The sequence below is a fragment of the Paenibacillus sp. NPDC055715 genome, assembly GCF_053617595.1.
In genome coordinates, this window is the sequence record NZ_JBSHGA010000006.1 from 261,239 (window position 1) to 278,990 (window position 17,752).

A 17,752-nucleotide genomic window follows, 5' to 3' on the forward strand; every position below is an offset into this window, starting at 1 on the left:
CATACCATCTTTTGGAATGTTTTTGTATAGGATTCAATGTTTTATCAGGCCAGTTGATTAACCAAAAATAGAAAAAAAGAACCGCCTTTTCGGGTAATGGAAAGTACCACCCAACCATTCCAAAAGGAGGCGGCCCTCTTATTTCAGAACTTGCTACCCACTATCCTTAATGAATCCAAAGTGAAAGCCGGAGCTGAGGAGCAAAGCTATGAAGATACAGCCCGCAAATTCACGGTGTTTCAACTCCTGCGGTATTGGACTCAAGCCGCCTTAGAGCAGTGGAAAGGCTATTGCTCCGTAGCCTAGAGGGGAGTACTCAAAGGTGCGACTGTAGGAGAGGTTCCGCAGAAGGTTAGTGATTGGAATCAGCTAAAGAAAGCCAGAAAGATAGCGTTAGCTTGCTTCTTTCCAGCTTTTTGGCACGGCGCTAATCAGAACGATTACTTGTTCAGCAGCATGAAGTTATTGATAAAACCCTCTTCTTGTATGAAAATGGGGGTTTGGATTTTCGATGTGAAATCGTAATAGTATACACCGCGTCCTTCTTCCTGATTTTTCAGAGAGGTGCTGCCTAAATAATAAACTCCCTTGCCGTCCGGAGACATATAGATAAATTGGCGGGATAAAATAGGCAACTTTATTGGGGTACGTTTACCTGTTGCAATATCAACCAGACTATACTCAATATTGCCGAAATTAGTTAAATTGGTAGTTACAAGGAGCAGCTTATCATTACCGCTGGACATTGAAGATATTCCCTCTTTTTTCAGTGTGATGATAGAACGCTCTTGCTTGGTGATGCAATTGATTTCTGTTACCTTGTAGTCTGGAGGTCTTGAATTAGTATTTTTTTTTGAGGCAATGTCGAATTCTTTACGCTCTTCCTTCTCTGAATACTGTGTATTGTAAATTGCTTTTTTTGCTGGATTATATGCTACAGACCAAGTGTTTTCATCTTGGTTTTCATCATGCATAAATTTCATGATACGCGTTGATTTATTGTAGAAAATAGTTTTAAGTGTCCGCTCTCCTTTTTTGACCGCAACCAGAACGAGTGGGCCATCTGGAGTAGTTGGTACGATACGATTAATGGCAAACAAATTATCGGAAAGCTGTTCGGTTTTTTTGGTATTCAAGTCGTACGAAAATAATTGGTCTCCCTTGTCATCAACATCGGCAGAGTAATAAATTTTGTGATCAGGCAAGGACACTACAGAAAGCGGGTATTGAGAGGTATAAGGAACATCGGCCAGTTTGGTCAATTTTTTACTGCTTAAGTCGTACGTCATAACTCGCATAACCATGCCTTGATCTGTGTTTTTCCCATTCACATACTCTGTATAAGTCATGGATAGATACTGGCCTTTCCCGGCCGACGCTACTTTTTCATTTATGGGTACAGATGATTCTGCTGGTGGGGTAGAAGAGGGAGAGCAGGATGACAATAAGGCTGGCACGAGCAGGGAAAGTATAAAGAATCTAAAGAATTTGTAGCTGCTTGTTCTCAAAACGAAGCATCCTTTCTGAGATAAGTGATGAATCAAACTGAAGATGATAACAAAGAGAAAAGGATAGAACACGAGATCCCATCCTTTTTTAGTATAAAGATATTAAAAATCATAGGAATATCTTGCTGAAAATGAGACGTACGAATGCCATTCTAAACCTAGATCCTCTACACCCGTTTTCCAAATATCAATGACTGCATCTGGAAGACTCCCATTATCGGCCTTTCTAAATACATGGACTGTATCATTATCATAGTTCCTTACCCGAATTCTTGTTCCGAATTCAGGATTATCAATTGCCCCTTTTGTTGCACAGTCACCTTTTTCGAGTCTATTGGAATTTTCCCCATACGTGTCTGTGAAGTTTGTTCCTCTCCCTGTGCCTCGAACATAGCCATCAGATGTTCCGCGAATTTTAATTTGATTATCATGATCTCCATATGTATAAGTCCCAGGTGATTTGCGTGCACCGCGTGGTAATGCTTGAAGTGAAACATTATTAGTAGTAATCGCATTTTCCTTTTGATCAGGCATGATAATATCTTTGATAAAACCTTCGCCATCATAAATTACTTTTAAACCAGGCTGAGGGTCAGGGTTATCAATATGATATACCGGCAGTGATTTGGTTGCTTCTTCGATCTCTTTATCCTGTTGTTTTTCTTTTTCTAGCTCAACCTGTTGTTCAGCGGTAAGTGAGCAATAGCAGTTTTAGATTTTTGCTGTTCAGGTACCGGAGTTCCTTTTTCCAATACAACCATGTTATTGTTTTCATCATATTGGATGATGGTACCCGCTAACATTTGGTCAGGGATTTTCTCTCCTTTCTCAGCATGAGAGATTGCTGGACTGACGACCCCCAAAGAGATGAGTAACGTTGCAGCTAGAAGAGCTTGTGGTAGAAATTTTACTTTCATAACAAAACGCTTCCTTGAAAAATTTGTAAATCCATAAATAGAATAAATGAGTCTATCAATATTGTCAACCTGTTTATGGCATATATGAATATATTTAATAGTTCAGTGGGTGGACAAAAAAAGTTGATAAAATTGGATTAAAAAATGAGGCATAATTTATAAAATGTATAGGATTATTTGCTCACTTTCAAGTGCATGCAGTTACTGAAATCAAAACAGAGTTTTTCGATTTCATTGAGAGGGTGTGGATAAACAATGTTAAGGAAAATGGTTCTTCTGATCGTCGCAACTAGCTTTTTTTACCTTAGCTATGCCTGTGCCGAATAGTCATAAGGTTATTCAACCCCAGGAAACAATTGGGTCAGCGTAAGCAAAAATCCCCGCTAACCTCTAATTGGTCGGCGGGGATTGCTTGTGTTTATTCACTGTCCCGTAGTACGCTATCATAAATCTACACTATCGAAATATCCAAATCTCCTTTGTTAACTGAGTCCTTCTCGTTTGAGGCGTTCTCCATAACCGTATTCAATGAGTCGTTTTTTAACAAGCGCCACACAGTTTCGTTTATATTTTCAATTTCCATCACGCTATCTGGATCAATTGCAGTTTTTTCAACCCCACGAGTTGTTCGCGCTTTAAAAACATATATTGCAATTGCTAATCTCAACCTCAAAATGCATTTCAGCAATTCGATCTTTATTATCTTCGAAATTTTTGAAGAGGGCTTCTCGCTCATTTTTTTGTTGCAGTGATCTCTTCCCATTTCGATTCCATGTTTCCCTTGGTGTCCATAACTTAATTCCTCTACTTGAACAATTGACCAAGTACTTTAAATATATCAAACGTTGACCGATTGTACACCTTATTGTAAGTCGCCTTGTGTGGGTTACGCAGCCATCCCCAGCCGTGTGACATCTTTAATCCAGCACTGCTTTATTAATTTATATTATTGTAGCAGGTTTCAGATCAGCAATATATAGATCAAAACGGTCTAGCTTGTCTATATATTGTACTTTTAAGCGTTGGGAATCGAGATGCAAAAGGCTGATATTACAAACGTCTTCTGCCCCCGGCAATACGTGTGAAGGTCAAACGGCGGCCTTTTGTCGCAATAGTACGGGAGCCAGACATGGGGACCATATTTTACTAATTATATTCAAGCATACGTATGAGGGCCGAACAAAATTATGCCAAAATCATAAAAAATATTTTCTTCAATAAACAAAGCAAAAAATAATATTTTTTGGTATAATCAGGATAAATAATTGAAGGAGGATGAAATTATGAAAAATACCGGAATGACACGACCTCTGGACCAATTGGGGCGAATCGTGCTTCCCAAGGAAATGCGCACCACGATGGATATCAATATTGGTGATTCGCTCGAATTTTTCGTGAATGAAGAAGGATTTGTATTAAAGAAATATACAGGTGTATCCTGCAAATTTTGCGGCGCAATTGATCATTTAACTTATTTTCGTGATAGCTTTATTTGCGCCGATTGCATTCAGGTATTAAAGACAGAGGAAAATGTACATCCTACCAGCACCATAGCCATCCAGGCTCAGGAACATACCAAGCCGGTTCGTAGCCATACAACCTGGCAGCCTAAACCATCCAGAGTGCAGCAAGGAGAAATGGTAAAAAGGCTCCGAAAGCTGATTCAGGAACATCCCAACCTGCCGCAAAAGGTATATGCGGAAATGCTCGATATCTCACAAGGCCGGGTGTCCCAGCTGAAAAAGCTGCTGTAAACTATCCAGCAATATATCCCAAATACAATCAGCTCTAATGAGCCTGCCATCATGCTATTTTCCGTCAAACATTTGATCGCCAGATGTAAAGTCAGGAACGTATTCGTCGATGTGTTCCTGATTTCTCATCTGGTTTTTTATGCTATCCCTCTCTGTTAACGTGACAATAATCACATACTCTCTCTCTATCCATATATACAATATATAGACTGAAACAATTGATTAGTACACGATATCGTCAATATATTGTTTTTGGAGAATGATATATATTTTACTATATGGAGGGTTTCGCAATGAAGGTGCTGGAGGAACATCAATTATACAACATCGGCGAGCGGGTCATTGGGGCACAAGACTTGGACATGCTGAGGGAGAATGCGAATTTGAATGGAGAATCGTTCAGTGGCAAAATGAGCAAGCTTGGCTCTGAGTACGCCAAGTGGTATGCACGCCTGCGTGTGCTTCCATCTGAACTGACAGACGCTATCGACCACGGATATGTGTATGTTCACGATTTGGACCAATATGCGCTCGGGACTACGAACTGTATTTTTATTCCTTTTGGTCGCTTGTTGCACGATGGTTTTAATACAGGCAACGGATCTGTGCGCACACCACAAACTATTATGTCTGCTATGGCACTGGTGGCTATCATATTTCAGTCTCAGCAAAACAGCCAGTTCGGAGGTGTCTCTGCCAATAAAATAGACTGGGACCTTGCTCCTTTCGTGGCCCGGTCCTTCCGCAAGCATCTGCGCAAGGGACTCCGTCTGTTCGGAGAAGAAATAGAACCCGCCCTGCCTGATGAAGAATTACATATAGCCAGCAGCCGATTACAGGAGGCCTGCCCACGTTCATATGCATTCGCACGCGAAGAAACGGAGACGGAAACCCGGCAGGCCGCCGAATCACTTATTCATAACCTGAACACTATGAGCAGTCGGGCAGGCGGGCAAATTCCGTTCACATCACTGAATTACGGCATGTGTACATCTGCTGAGGGGCGGCTTGTTACGCAATCGTTGCTGGAGGCCACTATTCGTGGCTTGGGCAGCGGGGAAACTCCTATTTTTCCACAGCATATTTTCCAATGCAAAAAAGGGATCAATCAGGCCGAAGGCGATATTAACTATGACTTGTTCCTGCGGGCAGTAGAATGCTCCAGCAAACGTATGTATCCCAATTTTGTCAATGTGGATGCTACCTTCAACCTGCCCTATTACCGCGCAGATGATCCGGATACCATTATTGCGACGATGGGCTGCCGTACCCGCACTCTTGCTGACCGTTTCGGAAGAAACCGCCAGAGTGGCAAGGGCAACCTCTCATTCAATACCATTAATCTGGTGCGTCTTGGCATTGAGTACGGCATTTGCACAGGCAAGCGCAAAACACCTGACCGGGATGGCTTTGGTACCAGATTGAAAGAGGTTATGCACATTGCCGTGGACGGACTGATCCATCGCTACCAGATACAGACCAGCCAGCCGGCTAAAGCCTCAGACTTTATGATGCGCGAAGGAGTATGGGAAGGCGGAGAAAAGCTGGAGCCGGATGAAAAGGTGGGGAGCATACTAAAGCACGGTACGCTTTCCATCGGATTCATTGGGTTAGCTGAGTGCATGAAGGCACTGTACGGCAAACACCACGGGGAGGATGACGCTGTATACCGCGAGGCACAACGAATCATAGCTTCCATGCGTGTCTATTGCGACCAGATGAGTGAATTGCATAACCTTAATATTACGCTGTTCGCTACGCCTGCCGAGGGTCTATCCGGCAAATTCACATTGCTGGATCAGCGTGATTTCGGAGTCATTCCCGGTGTGAATGATCGTGAGTATTACACGAATTCTTTTCATATTCCTGTGTACTATACGCTTCCGGCTGCTCGCAAAATCAGCCTCGAAGCCCCATTTCATAATTTGTGCAACGCTGGTGCGATTTCATACATCGAGCTGGATGGGAATGCGCGGAACAACCCGGAGGCGTTTCTTAAAATTGTACAATACGCACTCCACCAGAACATTGGGTACTTCTCCATCAATCATCCGGTAGACCGCTGCACAGAATGCGGCTACGAGGGCATTATCGGGACGAGCTGTCCCCAATGCGGCACAGATGAGGAACATACGCATTTTCAGCGCTTGCGCCGGGTAACCGGATATTTGACAGGTGATTATACCATTCGCTTCAACGCCGCCAAACAGGCGGAGGTACGTGACCGGGTGAAGCATCGGTGAATTTGTGCGGCTACATTCCAGAATCTCTGAACGAAGGGCATGGCCTGCGTACCGTTGTGTTCATTAGCGGTTGCCGCCATGCCTGTCCCGGCTGCTTCAACCCGGCGTCATGGAGCTTCCGCGCAGGCGAACCGTTCACATCTGAACGGCAGCAGGAGGTTATCCGTGACATCGCAGATAATCCACTGCTGGACGGGTTAACCCTTTGCGGTGGAGACCCCTTTTTCTCGGCAGCGGAATGCTCGCAGTTTGTGCGCGACTTCCGCGCAACCTGCCCTGACCGAACCGTGTGGGCCTATACGGGCTTTGTCTATGAGGAGCTGCTTACGGATCAGGCCCGGCGGGAGCTGGCGCTACTGTGCGATGTGATTGTGGACGGCCCTTTTGTAGAACAGCAAAAGGATCTGACCCTTCCCTTCCGGGGCAGCCGCAATCAACGACTGGTGGATGTGAAGGCCAGCATTCAGGCAGGATCTATAGTTGCATTAGCCTAACAGATTCATTATAGGCTCCAACGGAGTTTCTATTGCGGATCCTGCAAGTTTCACTTATGTGGTGAACAAGTATACGAGTGCATAATTATTCGCCACACCATAATCGCATAGCTTGGAGATAGGTGTCTGTTCTATTCAGTTCAGGCTCAAAAGGGAAGCCGGTGCAAGTCCGGCGCGGTCCCGCCACTGTAAACGGGAAATTTTCAGTTGTTGATACACCCACTGGTCCACATACCGGGAAGGATCGTCTTTTTTTTGTACGCAAAAACAAACGGGCTACCAGCCTAGGATGAAAAGTACATGTCATTACCGAATTGCCTGAGTTGCCCGGCTTGATCAGCAGTAACCTGTGATATCCATGTATTGGCGGGAACTGGGCATTGAAGGTAAACCTGTTATTATCGGTCCTTACTCGTTCGTTGCCTTGTCCAAAGGCTATGACCGTAAGGATTTGGACAACAGCTGTTCCGACTGCTCCACGCATGGCGCGTATTCATCCGGATTCTCTCTTCAACAGCATTCGCTATCTCATTGACTCCAAAAGCAAAAGAAAACTCCTAAAATGAGCTCATAGACTTATTTTTAAATTTTAAATACCTTGCATTAATCAGTACATGATGTTAAATTATACCTGACTACTGATTTATGATTAGTACCTGAACTAATTTATGATCAAGCACACATTTCTCCCTCATACTCCAAACGACACCTATGAAGCAATGATAACATCCAGGAAGGGAGCACCGCTCGTGAATGTGAACATCCAATTCAAGAAAGGGGTGCTGGAACTGTGCGTTCTTGTTTTAATTGGGCGCAGGGACCGTTACGGCTACGAACTGGCTCAGGCCGTCTCCCGTCATATCGAAGTAGCCGAAGGAGCTTTGTATCCGCTGCTTCGCCGTCTGGTATCAGAGGGATACTGTACAACTTATTTACAGGAATCGACCGAGGGACCCCCGCGTAAATATTATCGACTGACTGATGCAGGCAGCAATTACACGAGAGTACTTACACGGGAATGGAATGAATTTGTCCACCATGTCGCAAGCCTACTGGAGGAAGGAAATCCCGATGAATAAAAAACAGTTTCTTACAGAGGTGGAGCAACGTCTCTCCCCTCTCCCCGCAGAGGAACGTAATGAGCTGCTTGGTGATTTAAGTCAGCATTTTGACTATGGGTTGGTGAATGGAAAAAGTGAGGTCGAAATTGCCAGTGAACTAGGCAACCCCAAGGATATCGCTCGTGAAGCGCTGGATAATCCCAACGCAACCTGGGATACTTCCACTCCTCCGCCTCGCCAGAGAAACTTCGCACGCAATTTATTTACTTTCTTGGGGCTGCTGTTTCTTAATTTGCTAATCTCCATTCCTGTCTTAGCCTCTTTGTGGGTGGTATGGATTTCGTTGGCCGCAGCAGCGGTCAGCTTCATAGCGGCCCCCCTTCTCGCTGTCGCAGATTATGCGCTGAACGGCAACTTTTATCCCGCTAAATTCTTTTTTGCCGTCACGTTGACCGGGATTGGCCTATTCCTGCTGCCTGGAGTACGCTACCTTCTGAATCTTCTGGTCAGAGGTGCGGTTCGATACTGGAAATGGAACCAGACTATCCTGAGGGGAGCTAACGAGTAACATGAATAAAAAATGGTTTATTGCAGCGGGTCTATGCATTATCATCGGTGTGGCCGGGATGGTAGCCTACGGTGCTCCATGGAATCAACAAGCGGTGCGGGAAATAACAGCTATTGATAAAAAATGGACGTTCACACGTGGACAGCTACAGGATCTTAATGTGAATAGCTCCGATGATGTCTCTATTGTGTTTACTCCCGGTTCCGGAGAGCAGGGCACGATACGCATGAGTGGAGAAGTTCAGACGCAAGTAGCCGACCAGATTCACAATGCCCGCATTGAGAACGGTAAGCTTTCCATTCAATCCGAGCCATCCCTTTCCCTGGCATTCTTGATCTCTCCTGAGTTGAAACAAACGATCACAGTAGAAATGCCCGCTGGTGAAACCCTAAAAGGATTACAGGCAAATGTATATTCGGGGACTGTAAAACTACAGGATGCCTCCATTCAGAACACAAGCATCACAGCCACTTCAGGTAATGCTGAGATTTCAAACCTACAAAGTACCCGCTTGGTCGCCAAGTTAACATCCGGCAATTTTACGGCTAGTCAGGTTACAGCAGATATGGAATTGCACCTCACTTCAGGGAATGCCAAAATTCGCGATTATAGCGGCAATGGTCAAGTTTCCCTGACCTCCGGTAGTACGAATATCACACAACGTACCGCAGCCAACTTGAAAGTCGATTCACACTCCGGTGATGTGAGGATTAAGCAGGCTCCTGATTTTAAAGGTATTTATAATGTCCGCTCCGACTCAGGAAGTATAGATACTCCCGAATCCGTTCCCGGCAGTGTGAACGTTATGAAGGTCGAAACGACTTCAGGCGATATTGCTATTTCCAAATAGGCCGTCATGGCCTTTGTCAGAGGCCTTCCATTCCAGATCGCAGCAAAGCCAAATAAGTAATCTGGTTGGAGTTGAAATTTGGTTCAGGGAAATTAAATCAGTATAATATAACCATGCGCCTAAATGCGCAACTATGACATGTAGCCATAAGGAGGAGACTGGATGGAACTTAAAAATAAAACAGCCATTATTACAGGCGCCACCAAAGGCATCGGTAAAGCCATTGCTGAGGCCTTGGCCAAGGAAGGCGTCAACCTGGGACTCATCTCGCGCACACTACCTGACCTGCAAAAGCTGCAAGATTCGCTGGGAAGTACATACGGCGTGAAGGTGGTTAGCGCTGTCGCGGATATATCCGATCGCGCACAGGCCGCTGCGGCTGTAGCCTCGCTAGAGCATGAGCTGGGCGCTGTCGATATTTTGATCAACAATGCAGGAATTGCTACGTTCGGCACAGTCGCAGACATGGACCCCGAAGAGTGGGAACGCATGATCCGCGTGAATTTGCTGGGAACCTATTATGTCACACACGCGGTTCTTCCGAACATGCTTGCTCAGCAGAGCGGCAACATTATTAATGTATCCTCCACAGCAGGGGAACGAGGCTTTGCGACAGGTTCGGCGTATTGCGCCTCCAAGTTTGCTTTGATGGGCTTCACGGAGGCGCTGATGCAGGAGGTTCGCAAATCCAACATTCGCGTCACCGCGCTGACTCCAAGCACAGTCAATACGGAACTGGCGGCAAATGCAGGTCTGTCGATTGGCGACGAGGACCGCATGCTTCAGCCACAAGATATGGCCGATCTGACATTGGCGGCATTGAAGCTGCCTTCGCGAGTTCAATTAAAAATAGCCGGTATTTGGACAACCAACCCACAATAATTTGACTCTACACCTTAGATTCATTGGGCTGTACCACGCTCCGGCAGACGTCATGGTTCGTCATACCGGAGCTTCTTTTTTGTTCATAGCTAATACAATTCAAACTGCAATATAAGCGCTTAGTACTTTACAACATACATAACCTACGATTTTTGCACCGATAAGCGCATTTATGAAAGGGGAAATGAATAATGAAAAATACAGGAATGACACGACCATTAGACCATCTGGGCCGCATCGTGCTCCCCAAGGAGCTACGCAATTCTATGAATATCAATATTGGAGATGCCCTTGATTTTTTTATTACGCCAGAGGGCCTGATGATCCGTAAATACACAGGGGTATCTTGTTATTTTTGCGGTACTGTAGATAACCTGAGCTACTTCAGAGATCATCTGATATGCAACGATTGCATTGAGAAACTAAAGAGCGATAATCCCTCCAGTCATTTAGGCGAAACACGTTCTGCTCAGCCCAAGAAAAGAAGGAATTACAGAAATCAGACTGAACTCCTGTATAAACTAAAACTGCTCATGGAAGAGCACCCTAATGTTTCACAAAAAGAATTGGCTGAGATGCTCGAATTGTCTCAGGGACGCGTGTCACAGCTTAAAAAACTTCTGCTTTGAAGCGTTCCAATTACCCGCGTTTGATCTCGCCGCACAAAAAAAGAGCCTGTCGGCTCTCGGATCATAATCCTCATGCATTTCAGACTGCTTCATAACCGGGACCCGATAGGCCAACAAGGACTCGCCAATAACGGCAGAAATAAACGCTGCCTCAATTTTTCCAACTTGACCGTTCTGATACTTAAAGCTTTCCATGATCAAGAATGAAAAGGGCAGCCTTGGGGCTTCTTCTGCATATACGGCTTCACTTGAACTCCGAAATTGGGCTTTACAAGCCGATTATCGTAGGAACTGTGAAAAATATGCGTTGTCGCCGGAGATAACGGTGGGATCAGCCATGTCCAATCACCTGTGAGCGCACGCCCGGCCTGGGCTTCTCGTTCCTCAAACAGCCGGAATTGTGCAGCTGCCGTATGGTGATCGACAATGCTGACTCCCGCTTTTTTAAAAGAATACAGCACCGCACTGTTTAACTCCACCAGCGCCCGATCACGCCATAACGTCGTTTCGCTTGAGGTATTCAGTCCCATCAGCTCAGCTACCTGCGGCAGCATGTTATAACGGAAGGTATCCGCAAAATTACGCGCTCCAATCTCTGTCCCCATATACCAGCCGTTAAAAGGAGCTGCTGTGTAGATGATGCCGCCAATCTCCAGCGTCATATCCGAAATCATAGGCACGGCATACCAACGCAAATCCAACGAAGCCAACCCCGGAACTTCCGGGTGTTCTATAGGTATCTCCTGCACCAAATGTTCGGGAATATCAAACAGCTCAGGAGGCTGTCCACCTGCTTCCACAATCAGCGGCAATACATCAAAAGGAGTCATGGCTCCTTGCCAGCCCATATAGCGGCACGCATTTGTAAATTCCACCGAGATCGGGTCCCCGATCACTCCATCAGCGGTCTCATATCCGGCATACCGAATCAATTGATGATTCCAAATGCGAATATCCGGTTGCCCCGGCTTGGACGAGCGAAACACGGTAAGCGTTGGCTTTATTTTACCGCCATTTGTTCCTATACGTATATGCTCTAACAGCTCATGGACTACTTCCGCTGTACTTGAAGCGTCGCGGGCATCCCTGATCAGAAGCTTGTCCCAAAACAAACGACCAATACAACGATTGCTGTTACGCCAAGCCATCTGTGCCCCATGCTCCAACTCATCATAGGTATGATCATACGTTCCCGTAGTATCTATGTCATGGCGAATATCAAGAAGCCGGGCCTCCGCTTCATCGCGGCTTCGGCCCAGCTCCTCATAACATGTATATATAAACTGCTCCGCTTCACACAAAAGCTGTTGCTTCACTTCCATACGTACACCCCATCCCGGCAGCCCTCAATACTTATGAGCAAGTTGTCTTCCACGCCTATCCGTCATTATACTCCAGTGGCGGTCTTGGAGCCAACGGGATGTGTGCTTGTTTACAGGATCTTCATATCGGTGGGAATCCCCCCCAAAAAAGCTTATCCCAAATATGCGCTGAGCATCCAGATATGTTTATCCACTGCTTCTCTCAGACCATTAAGAAGATCCTCTGTCGCTTTGTCGTGTGCCGCATCCGCTGCTTCCATGCCGTTAGCCAGCTCAGTAGTGATGGTTTTGAAATCCGCAATCACGGATTTTACCATAGCGTCGGCTGCCTGCTCACCTGCGGACTCCTGAATGGCTGACAGTTGCAAATGCTCCTTCAAGGTAGCAGCCGGACGGCCGCCAATAGCCAGCAAACGTTCAGCAATGGTGTCTAAATTAGCTGTCGCTTCATTATAAAGCTCCTCAAATTTAGCATGCAGAGTGAAGAAATGAGGTCCTTTTACGTACCAGTGGAAATAATGCAGCTTCGTGTACAGCACCGACCAGGTAGCTACTTGACGGTTCAAAGCCTTATGCAATTCTTGAACAGCCTCTTGTGTAGGTTGGACGTCCGTGTGATTTAATGTACTCATGTGTAATTCCCCTCTCATGTTCATCAATAGTATAGTTGGAGTAAGCCTGAATTCCCGCTGACATTCGTGTTTGATTAACCTGTAAATCCCATGCGTAATCCTAATCAATACTCAGTAATTAATTTAGACTTAATCTAAATCCTGTTTTAATTATAACACTAGATTAGTTATTTGCAAGAGCTTATTAGGGCTTAATCATGAAAAATGGAGTCTGTAACGATGCAATTCCCGTCGAAATGCAATCAAATCCGTTGCCCATGCGTTATACATAGGTTACATCCATACGAGTATAGAATATGTTAGTTTTGTCTGCTAAAGCGTCGTCAGTATCACTACCTTGTTCACAGCCGTATCTACATAATTAGAAGCTGAAATAAAATCACTTCAACCCTAACCCTAACCACTACAAAAAAGAGCCGACCTGCAAGAGGGTTGGCTCTACTATTATTCTTTTATCTCCGAAGGGTCCACAATCAAGGGTACAACCTTGCCTGCGTTTACATCAATCAGGCCGTGATCCGTAATTTTCAAAGCCGGGCTGACTGGTAAAGAATGAGTGCTCAGCGACATGATCGGATTGTAATGGCGATAGCCGAGCGACAGCAAGGCAGAACGCAGCTCCTTCACGTGGGCCGCTACCATTTCCAGCGGTCCTTCTGTTAAAATCCCACCTACGGTTAACGGCAGATGGGACAGCACTTTGCCATTTTCAACTACGCAAAATCCGCCTTGACTGGAAAGGACCGTATTAGCCGCCAACATCATATCCTGCTTGTTATGTCCCACGACCAGCAAGTTATGGTTATCGTGCGAATACGTGGTTGCTACCGCCCCGCGCTTAATGGTGTCTCCCCCAATCAAACCGTAGGCCCGGTTACCGTTCTTACCATACCGTTCAAAAGTAGCGATGAGTCCGTGTTCACTCTGTTCCCACATCAACTCACCCTTCGACACTTGCTCAGGTGCAATTCGTTCGCTCGTAAATGTCGATCCGTCCTTCACCATCATAATACGGCAATGATGCGTACCCTCTGCTACATCCAGCTCTACGGTGAAATCCTGCTCTGTGAGCGGCTTCAGCTTTACACTTTGGTAAAAATGAGGTGGAAAACGGCAGCTTAACGACTCTTGATAATATCCCTCAAATTTATCGAATACCTTTTGCCCATCCTTGCACACCTGTTCTATTTCAAAATGGCTCAGGTCGGACAACAATACAAAGTCGGCTATTTTTCCCGGCGCAATCGTCCCGCGGTCATGCATACGCATCCGTGCAGCCGGCGTATACGTAGCCGCATAAATGGCATCCTCAGGCTTCATGCCCATCCCGATTGCTTTGCTTACAATATGGTTCAGATGCCCACGCTCTACGAAGGAATCCGGCATCACATCATCCGTTATGAAACAAAAATGCTGCGCCACGTCTTCCTGAATCAAATACTCCATCACTTCAGGGGTCATGGATTTTTCCTGAATCTCGATGAACATCCCCGCAGCCATCCGCGCCTTCATGCCTTCAATGCTTTGGTGGGTATGGTCCGAGCCAATTCCCGCGTAGATCAACTGATGCAGGTCCAGATCAAGCAACTGCGGCGTATGCCCTTCAATAATCAGGTCCGGGTAATGCTCACGAACATGGCGCAAAATGCGGTTAGTCTTGCTTTCCGGATCACGAATCACATCCACATAGTTCATAATTTCACCCAGGCAGATCATCTCACCGGTTTGCAGCAGTGCGTCAATCTCAGGAATATTAATCTCGCCCCCTGAGGTTTCGAGCGGCGTAGCCGGGACAGAGCTTGGAATACCGTAGAACATATCAACCACGCAATCCTTGCTGGCCGCCATCATTTCCTGAATGCCTTCCAATCCAAAAACATTCGCCATTTCGTGCGGTTCCGGTACAATCGTCGTCACACCGTTGCGAATGAGTCCATAGGAAAAGGTTGCCGGTGTCACCATTGTGCTTTCAATATGCAGATGGATGTCGATCAGGCCCGGAATCATATATCCCCCGCGCCCTTCCACAATTTCATTCACTTCAAACGACTCCAGGCCACGCTGACCGATATACATAAACTTGCCGTCAAGTATAGCAACATTGCCTTCCTCGAACGTCTTGTAATAGCTGTTATACACCTTAACTTGTAAAATCATTTTGTCTGCACGCATGATGTATCTCCTTCATTGAACCCGCTGATTATTGGACCAGCACCATTTTATCCACCGGAAAATGCAGGGTAACCCTTTGACCGCTCAGGTACGGGGTGTCCATCTCCTGATTGGCGGTGAAGCTTCCTTTCGCCGTTTCTATCACATACTGATAGCTGCGCCCCAGGTAAGTGCTCACTGTAATGATGCCGGGAAGCTCATTTTCTCCCGTCTCATCGCTTGCTGTGCGGATAACCAAATCATCCGGACGAATAGCCCCCTGAAGGACACCCGGCTGGATTGTACCCTGATTACGGGCCACACTGAACGAAAGATCGCTTGTACTCAGGCAAATTCGCTCCCCCTCCTCAGCCCGTTCGTCAAAGGACAGGAAATTATTGAATCCAATAAAACGGGCGACAAATTCGGTGGTTGGATATTTAAAAATCGTCGATGGCGCATCCAATTGCTCGATATTCCCCTTGTTCATAATCGCAACCCGGTCAGAAATCGAAAAACATTCCTCCTGATCATGCGATACGTATACAGTGGTAATCCCCAGTTCCTGTTGAATACGGCGAATCTCCACACGCATATTCACGCGTAGATTCGCATCTAGATTACTCAGTGGTTCATCGAACAGCAGCAGATCGGGTTCAATCACAAGTGCCCGCGCAATCGCAACACGCTGACGCTGTCCACCGGACAGTTCGCCGGGGAATCGCTTTTCAAAGCCCCCCAGACTGACCGTATCCAGCATAGCCATAACACGGCGTTTTATATCATCTTTCTTCACCTTGCGCAGCCGAAGTCCAAAGGCAATATTATCAAAAACAGACAAATGCGGGAAAAGCGCATAGTTTTGGAATACAAAACCGAAATTCCGTTTATTCACCGGAACCCGAGTGTAATCCTTATCGCCAAACCAAAATGTTCCTTGTTTAGCTTCGAAAAATCCTGCAATCAGACGAAGTGTGGTCGTTTTTCCACATCCACTCGGTCCGAGCAACGAGAGCAGTTGCCCCCGTTCGAGCTGCAAATCGAAATCCTGCAAGATCAGTTGGTTGTCATAAGCGACCGATACACGATCCAGAGTAAGCAGTGCCATATGGTTGGAGCCTCCATTACCTTTTAGTGAAGTAAGACAATCCCATCAGTCGTTCAATCAAGAACATCAGAATACCGGTCAAAATCATCAGCATTACCGAAATCGCTGCAATCGTCGGGTCAAAATAATTTTCGACGTAGGTCAGCATTTGAATAGGCAAGGTGCTAAATCCCGGTCCTGTCATGAAGACGGAAATGTCGACGTTGTTGAATGATTCCAGAAAGGCAATCAGGATAGCCGCAATAATGCCTGAACGGATGTTGGGCAGAACCACCTTGAAAAAGGCTTCCAGCCGTCCGGCTCCCAAGCTGAGCGCTGCTTCCTCAATCGCAAAATCAAAATTGGACAAGCTGGACGCAATGACCCGGATAATGAACGGCAGCATGATTACTGTATGTCCGATCAACAGCCCTGCATATACTGGCAAATGATAAACAATGATCAGATAACGCAGCAGTGTAAAGCCCAGCACAATACCCGGTATGAGCAGCGGGGAAAGGAACAAAGCATTCAGCGCATCCTTCCCGCGAAACGAAAAACGACTAAGCGCATAAGCGGCAGGCACGCCGATCAGCAGCGCCAAAACGTTACCCAGCAGAGAGACGACAATCGACGTTTTGAACGTGGACATAAACAAATTCACTTCAAAAATATTTTCATACCAGCGCAAGGAAAAGCCCTGTGGAGGAAATTTTAATACCGTGCCCGGCTCGAAAGAAGTGACCGATATGATCAACAGCGGACCGAGCAGAAAGATGAAGACCAGCAGGCTAAAGAAGCCTAGTCCGTAATGTTTCTCCCGCATATCCACCTACCCCTTCGGATTGAGTTTATGGGCCGCCTGATTTAAGAGACCGACCACGATAAACGTAATGGCAATCATAATCGTTGCAATAACGGAGGCGAGAAACCAGTCATTCAACGTCATCGCATTTTGATACAAAAATGTAGCGATGACGCGCTGTTTTCCTCCAAGTAGTGCTGGTGTCGTATAAGCCGTCAGGCTGCCCACGAAAACGAGAATGCTTCCGATAATCAGGCCCGGCACAGACAGCGGAAACACAATTTTACGGAATGCGCTGAAACGTGATGCACCGAGGCTCTGAGCCGCATAGACGAGATCACCGTCGATATTTTCAAGCACACCGATCAGTGAAATAATCATCAGCGGTAGAAACAAATGAACCAGACCAATAATCATCGCCGCCGGGGTATACAAAATATTCAGCGGCTCATCAACGAGTCCTAGACCGATAAGCACATGATTCAACAGCCCTTTGCGACCCAAAATGACCATCCAGCTAAATGACCGAACCACCGGACTGGTCAGCAAGGGAAAGATAGCCAAGGCCAACAAAATCCCTTTACGACGCGAGGCCTTTTGCGAAATATAATAAGCCGTCGGGAAGCCAAGCAATATGCATACGAGCGTCGTAACGACACTGACTTCCAGCGTAGTCAGCAATATTTTCAGAAAATAAGGGTCCTTGAAGAAATGGAGATAGCCTTCCAGGGTGAATGAGCTGTTCTGTACGAAGGTCGAGCTGATCGTCAACACAATTGGCATGACCATGAACACCGCCAGAAAGAGCAGACCAGGCAGCAGCAGCCAATACAAATATGTTTTCTTCAT

At 46.1% G+C, this 17,752-nt stretch carries 21 protein-coding genes and 1 riboswitch; of the genes, 10 read left to right on the top strand and 11 right to left on the bottom strand.

The window, feature by feature from the left end:
* Positions 1-150 precede the first annotated feature (150 nt).
* Positions 151-306, top strand: a complete 156-nt coding sequence (locus ACWGOO_RS12810) for a hypothetical protein (protein WP_452483902.1) — start codon at positions 151-153, stop codon at positions 304-306.
* A gap of 134 nt (positions 307-440) precedes the next feature.
* On the opposite strand, the gene ACWGOO_RS12815 is transcribed toward ACWGOO_RS12810, so the two are convergent.
* From ACWGOO_RS12815 to ACWGOO_RS12830, 4 genes are all read right to left on the bottom strand, one after another.
* On the bottom strand, positions 441-1,508 hold the full coding sequence (locus ACWGOO_RS12815; RefSeq protein ID WP_452483904.1) for a hypothetical protein: 1,068 nt from the start codon (positions 1,506-1,508) through the stop codon (positions 441-443).
* Positions 1,509-1,610: 102 nt separating this feature from the next.
* Positions 1,611-2,042 (bottom strand): hypothetical protein, encoded by a 432-nt coding sequence (locus tag ACWGOO_RS12820; protein WP_452483906.1) that lies wholly within the window; start codon positions 2,040-2,042, stop codon positions 1,611-1,613.
* Positions 2,043-2,176: 134 nt separating this feature from the next.
* Positions 2,177-2,425 carry a hypothetical protein gene (locus tag ACWGOO_RS12825; protein ID WP_452483908.1) on the bottom strand — a complete coding sequence of 83 codons (249 nt, stop codon included), beginning with the start codon at positions 2,423-2,425 and terminating at the stop codon, positions 2,177-2,179.
* A gap of 451 nt (positions 2,426-2,876) precedes the next feature.
* A complete protein-coding gene (locus tag ACWGOO_RS12830; RefSeq protein ID WP_452483910.1) occupies positions 2,877-3,188 on the bottom strand; it encodes a hypothetical protein in 312 nt (103 codons plus the stop codon).
* 520 nt (positions 3,189-3,708) lie between these two features.
* On the opposite strand from ACWGOO_RS12830, the gene ACWGOO_RS12835 reads away from it, so the two are divergent.
* The 9 genes from ACWGOO_RS12835 to ACWGOO_RS12875 all read left to right on the top strand — a co-directional run bounded on the left by ACWGOO_RS12835 (position 3,709) and on the right by ACWGOO_RS12875 (position 10,906).
* Positions 3,709-4,179, top strand: coding sequence for an AbrB/MazE/SpoVT family DNA-binding domain-containing protein (locus ACWGOO_RS12835; RefSeq protein ID WP_452483912.1), 471 nt, complete (start codon positions 3,709-3,711; stop codon positions 4,177-4,179).
* 293 nt (positions 4,180-4,472) lie between these two features.
* The gene (locus ACWGOO_RS12840) at positions 4,473-6,422 is read left to right on the top strand and encodes an anaerobic ribonucleoside triphosphate reductase (RefSeq protein ID WP_452483914.1); all 1,950 of its coding nucleotides are present in this window, start codon (positions 4,473-4,475) and stop codon (positions 6,420-6,422) included.
* A complete protein-coding gene (gene nrdG / locus ACWGOO_RS12845; protein WP_452483915.1) occupies positions 6,419-6,916 on the top strand; it encodes an anaerobic ribonucleoside-triphosphate reductase activating protein in 498 nt (165 codons plus the stop codon). Before ACWGOO_RS12840 ends, nrdG begins: the two co-directional genes overlap by 4 nt.
* A 103-nt stretch (positions 6,917-7,019) precedes the next feature.
* Positions 7,020-7,218, top strand: a riboswitch (cobalamin riboswitch).
* Positions 7,219-7,274: 56 nt separating this feature from the next.
* Entirely contained in the window at positions 7,275-7,451 is a 177-nt protein-coding gene (locus ACWGOO_RS12850; protein ID WP_452484027.1) for a hypothetical protein, read from the top strand.
* Between the two features lie 214 nt (positions 7,452-7,665).
* On the top strand, positions 7,666-7,995 hold the full coding sequence (locus ACWGOO_RS12855) for a PadR family transcriptional regulator (protein ID WP_452483917.1): 330 nt from the start codon (positions 7,666-7,668) through the stop codon (positions 7,993-7,995).
* Positions 7,988-8,545, top strand: coding sequence for a DUF1700 domain-containing protein (locus ACWGOO_RS12860; protein ID WP_452483919.1), 558 nt, complete (start codon positions 7,988-7,990; stop codon positions 8,543-8,545). The genes ACWGOO_RS12855 and ACWGOO_RS12860 overlap by 8 nt, the downstream gene beginning before the upstream one ends.
* Before the next feature lies 1 nt (position 8,546).
* Positions 8,547-9,395, top strand: a complete 849-nt coding sequence (locus ACWGOO_RS12865; protein ID WP_452483921.1) for a DUF4097 family beta strand repeat-containing protein — start codon at positions 8,547-8,549, stop codon at positions 9,393-9,395.
* Between the two features lie 162 nt (positions 9,396-9,557).
* On the top strand, positions 9,558-10,277 hold the full coding sequence (locus ACWGOO_RS12870; protein WP_452483922.1) for a 3-ketoacyl-ACP reductase: 720 nt from the start codon (positions 9,558-9,560) through the stop codon (positions 10,275-10,277).
* A gap of 191 nt (positions 10,278-10,468) precedes the next feature.
* The gene (locus tag ACWGOO_RS12875) at positions 10,469-10,906 is read left to right on the top strand and encodes an AbrB/MazE/SpoVT family DNA-binding domain-containing protein (protein WP_452483924.1); all 438 of its coding nucleotides are present in this window, start codon (positions 10,469-10,471) and stop codon (positions 10,904-10,906) included.
* Here the strand turns inward: ACWGOO_RS12875 and ACWGOO_RS12880 are convergent.
* The 7 genes from ACWGOO_RS12880 to ACWGOO_RS12910 form a co-directional block, all read right to left on the bottom strand.
* Positions 10,880-11,101: a hypothetical protein gene (locus ACWGOO_RS12880; protein ID WP_452483926.1), complete on the bottom strand. Its 222-nt coding sequence runs from the start codon at positions 11,099-11,101 to the stop codon at positions 10,880-10,882. The genes ACWGOO_RS12875 and ACWGOO_RS12880 overlap by 27 nt on opposite strands.
* 2 nt (positions 11,102-11,103) lie before the next feature.
* Entirely contained in the window at positions 11,104-12,228 is a 1,125-nt protein-coding gene (locus ACWGOO_RS12885) for a nitric oxide synthase oxygenase (RefSeq protein ID WP_452483928.1), read from the bottom strand.
* A gap of 152 nt (positions 12,229-12,380) precedes the next feature.
* Positions 12,381-12,860: a Dps family protein gene (locus ACWGOO_RS12890; protein ID WP_452483930.1), complete on the bottom strand. Its 480-nt coding sequence runs from the start codon at positions 12,858-12,860 to the stop codon at positions 12,381-12,383.
* Positions 12,861-13,304: 444 nt separating this feature from the next.
* Positions 13,305-15,032: an adenine deaminase C-terminal domain-containing protein gene (locus ACWGOO_RS12895; protein ID WP_452483932.1), complete on the bottom strand. Its 1,728-nt coding sequence runs from the start codon at positions 15,030-15,032 to the stop codon at positions 13,305-13,307.
* Between the two features lie 28 nt (positions 15,033-15,060).
* Entirely contained in the window at positions 15,061-16,119 is a 1,059-nt protein-coding gene (locus ACWGOO_RS12900; protein WP_452483934.1) for an ABC transporter ATP-binding protein, read from the bottom strand.
* Positions 16,120-16,135: 16 nt separating this feature from the next.
* On the bottom strand, positions 16,136-16,924 hold the full coding sequence (locus tag ACWGOO_RS12905) for an ABC transporter permease (protein WP_452483936.1): 789 nt from the start codon (positions 16,922-16,924) through the stop codon (positions 16,136-16,138).
* Between the two features lie 6 nt (positions 16,925-16,930).
* Positions 16,931-17,752 (bottom strand): ABC transporter permease, encoded by an 822-nt coding sequence (locus ACWGOO_RS12910; RefSeq protein ID WP_452483938.1) that lies wholly within the window; start codon positions 17,750-17,752, stop codon positions 16,931-16,933.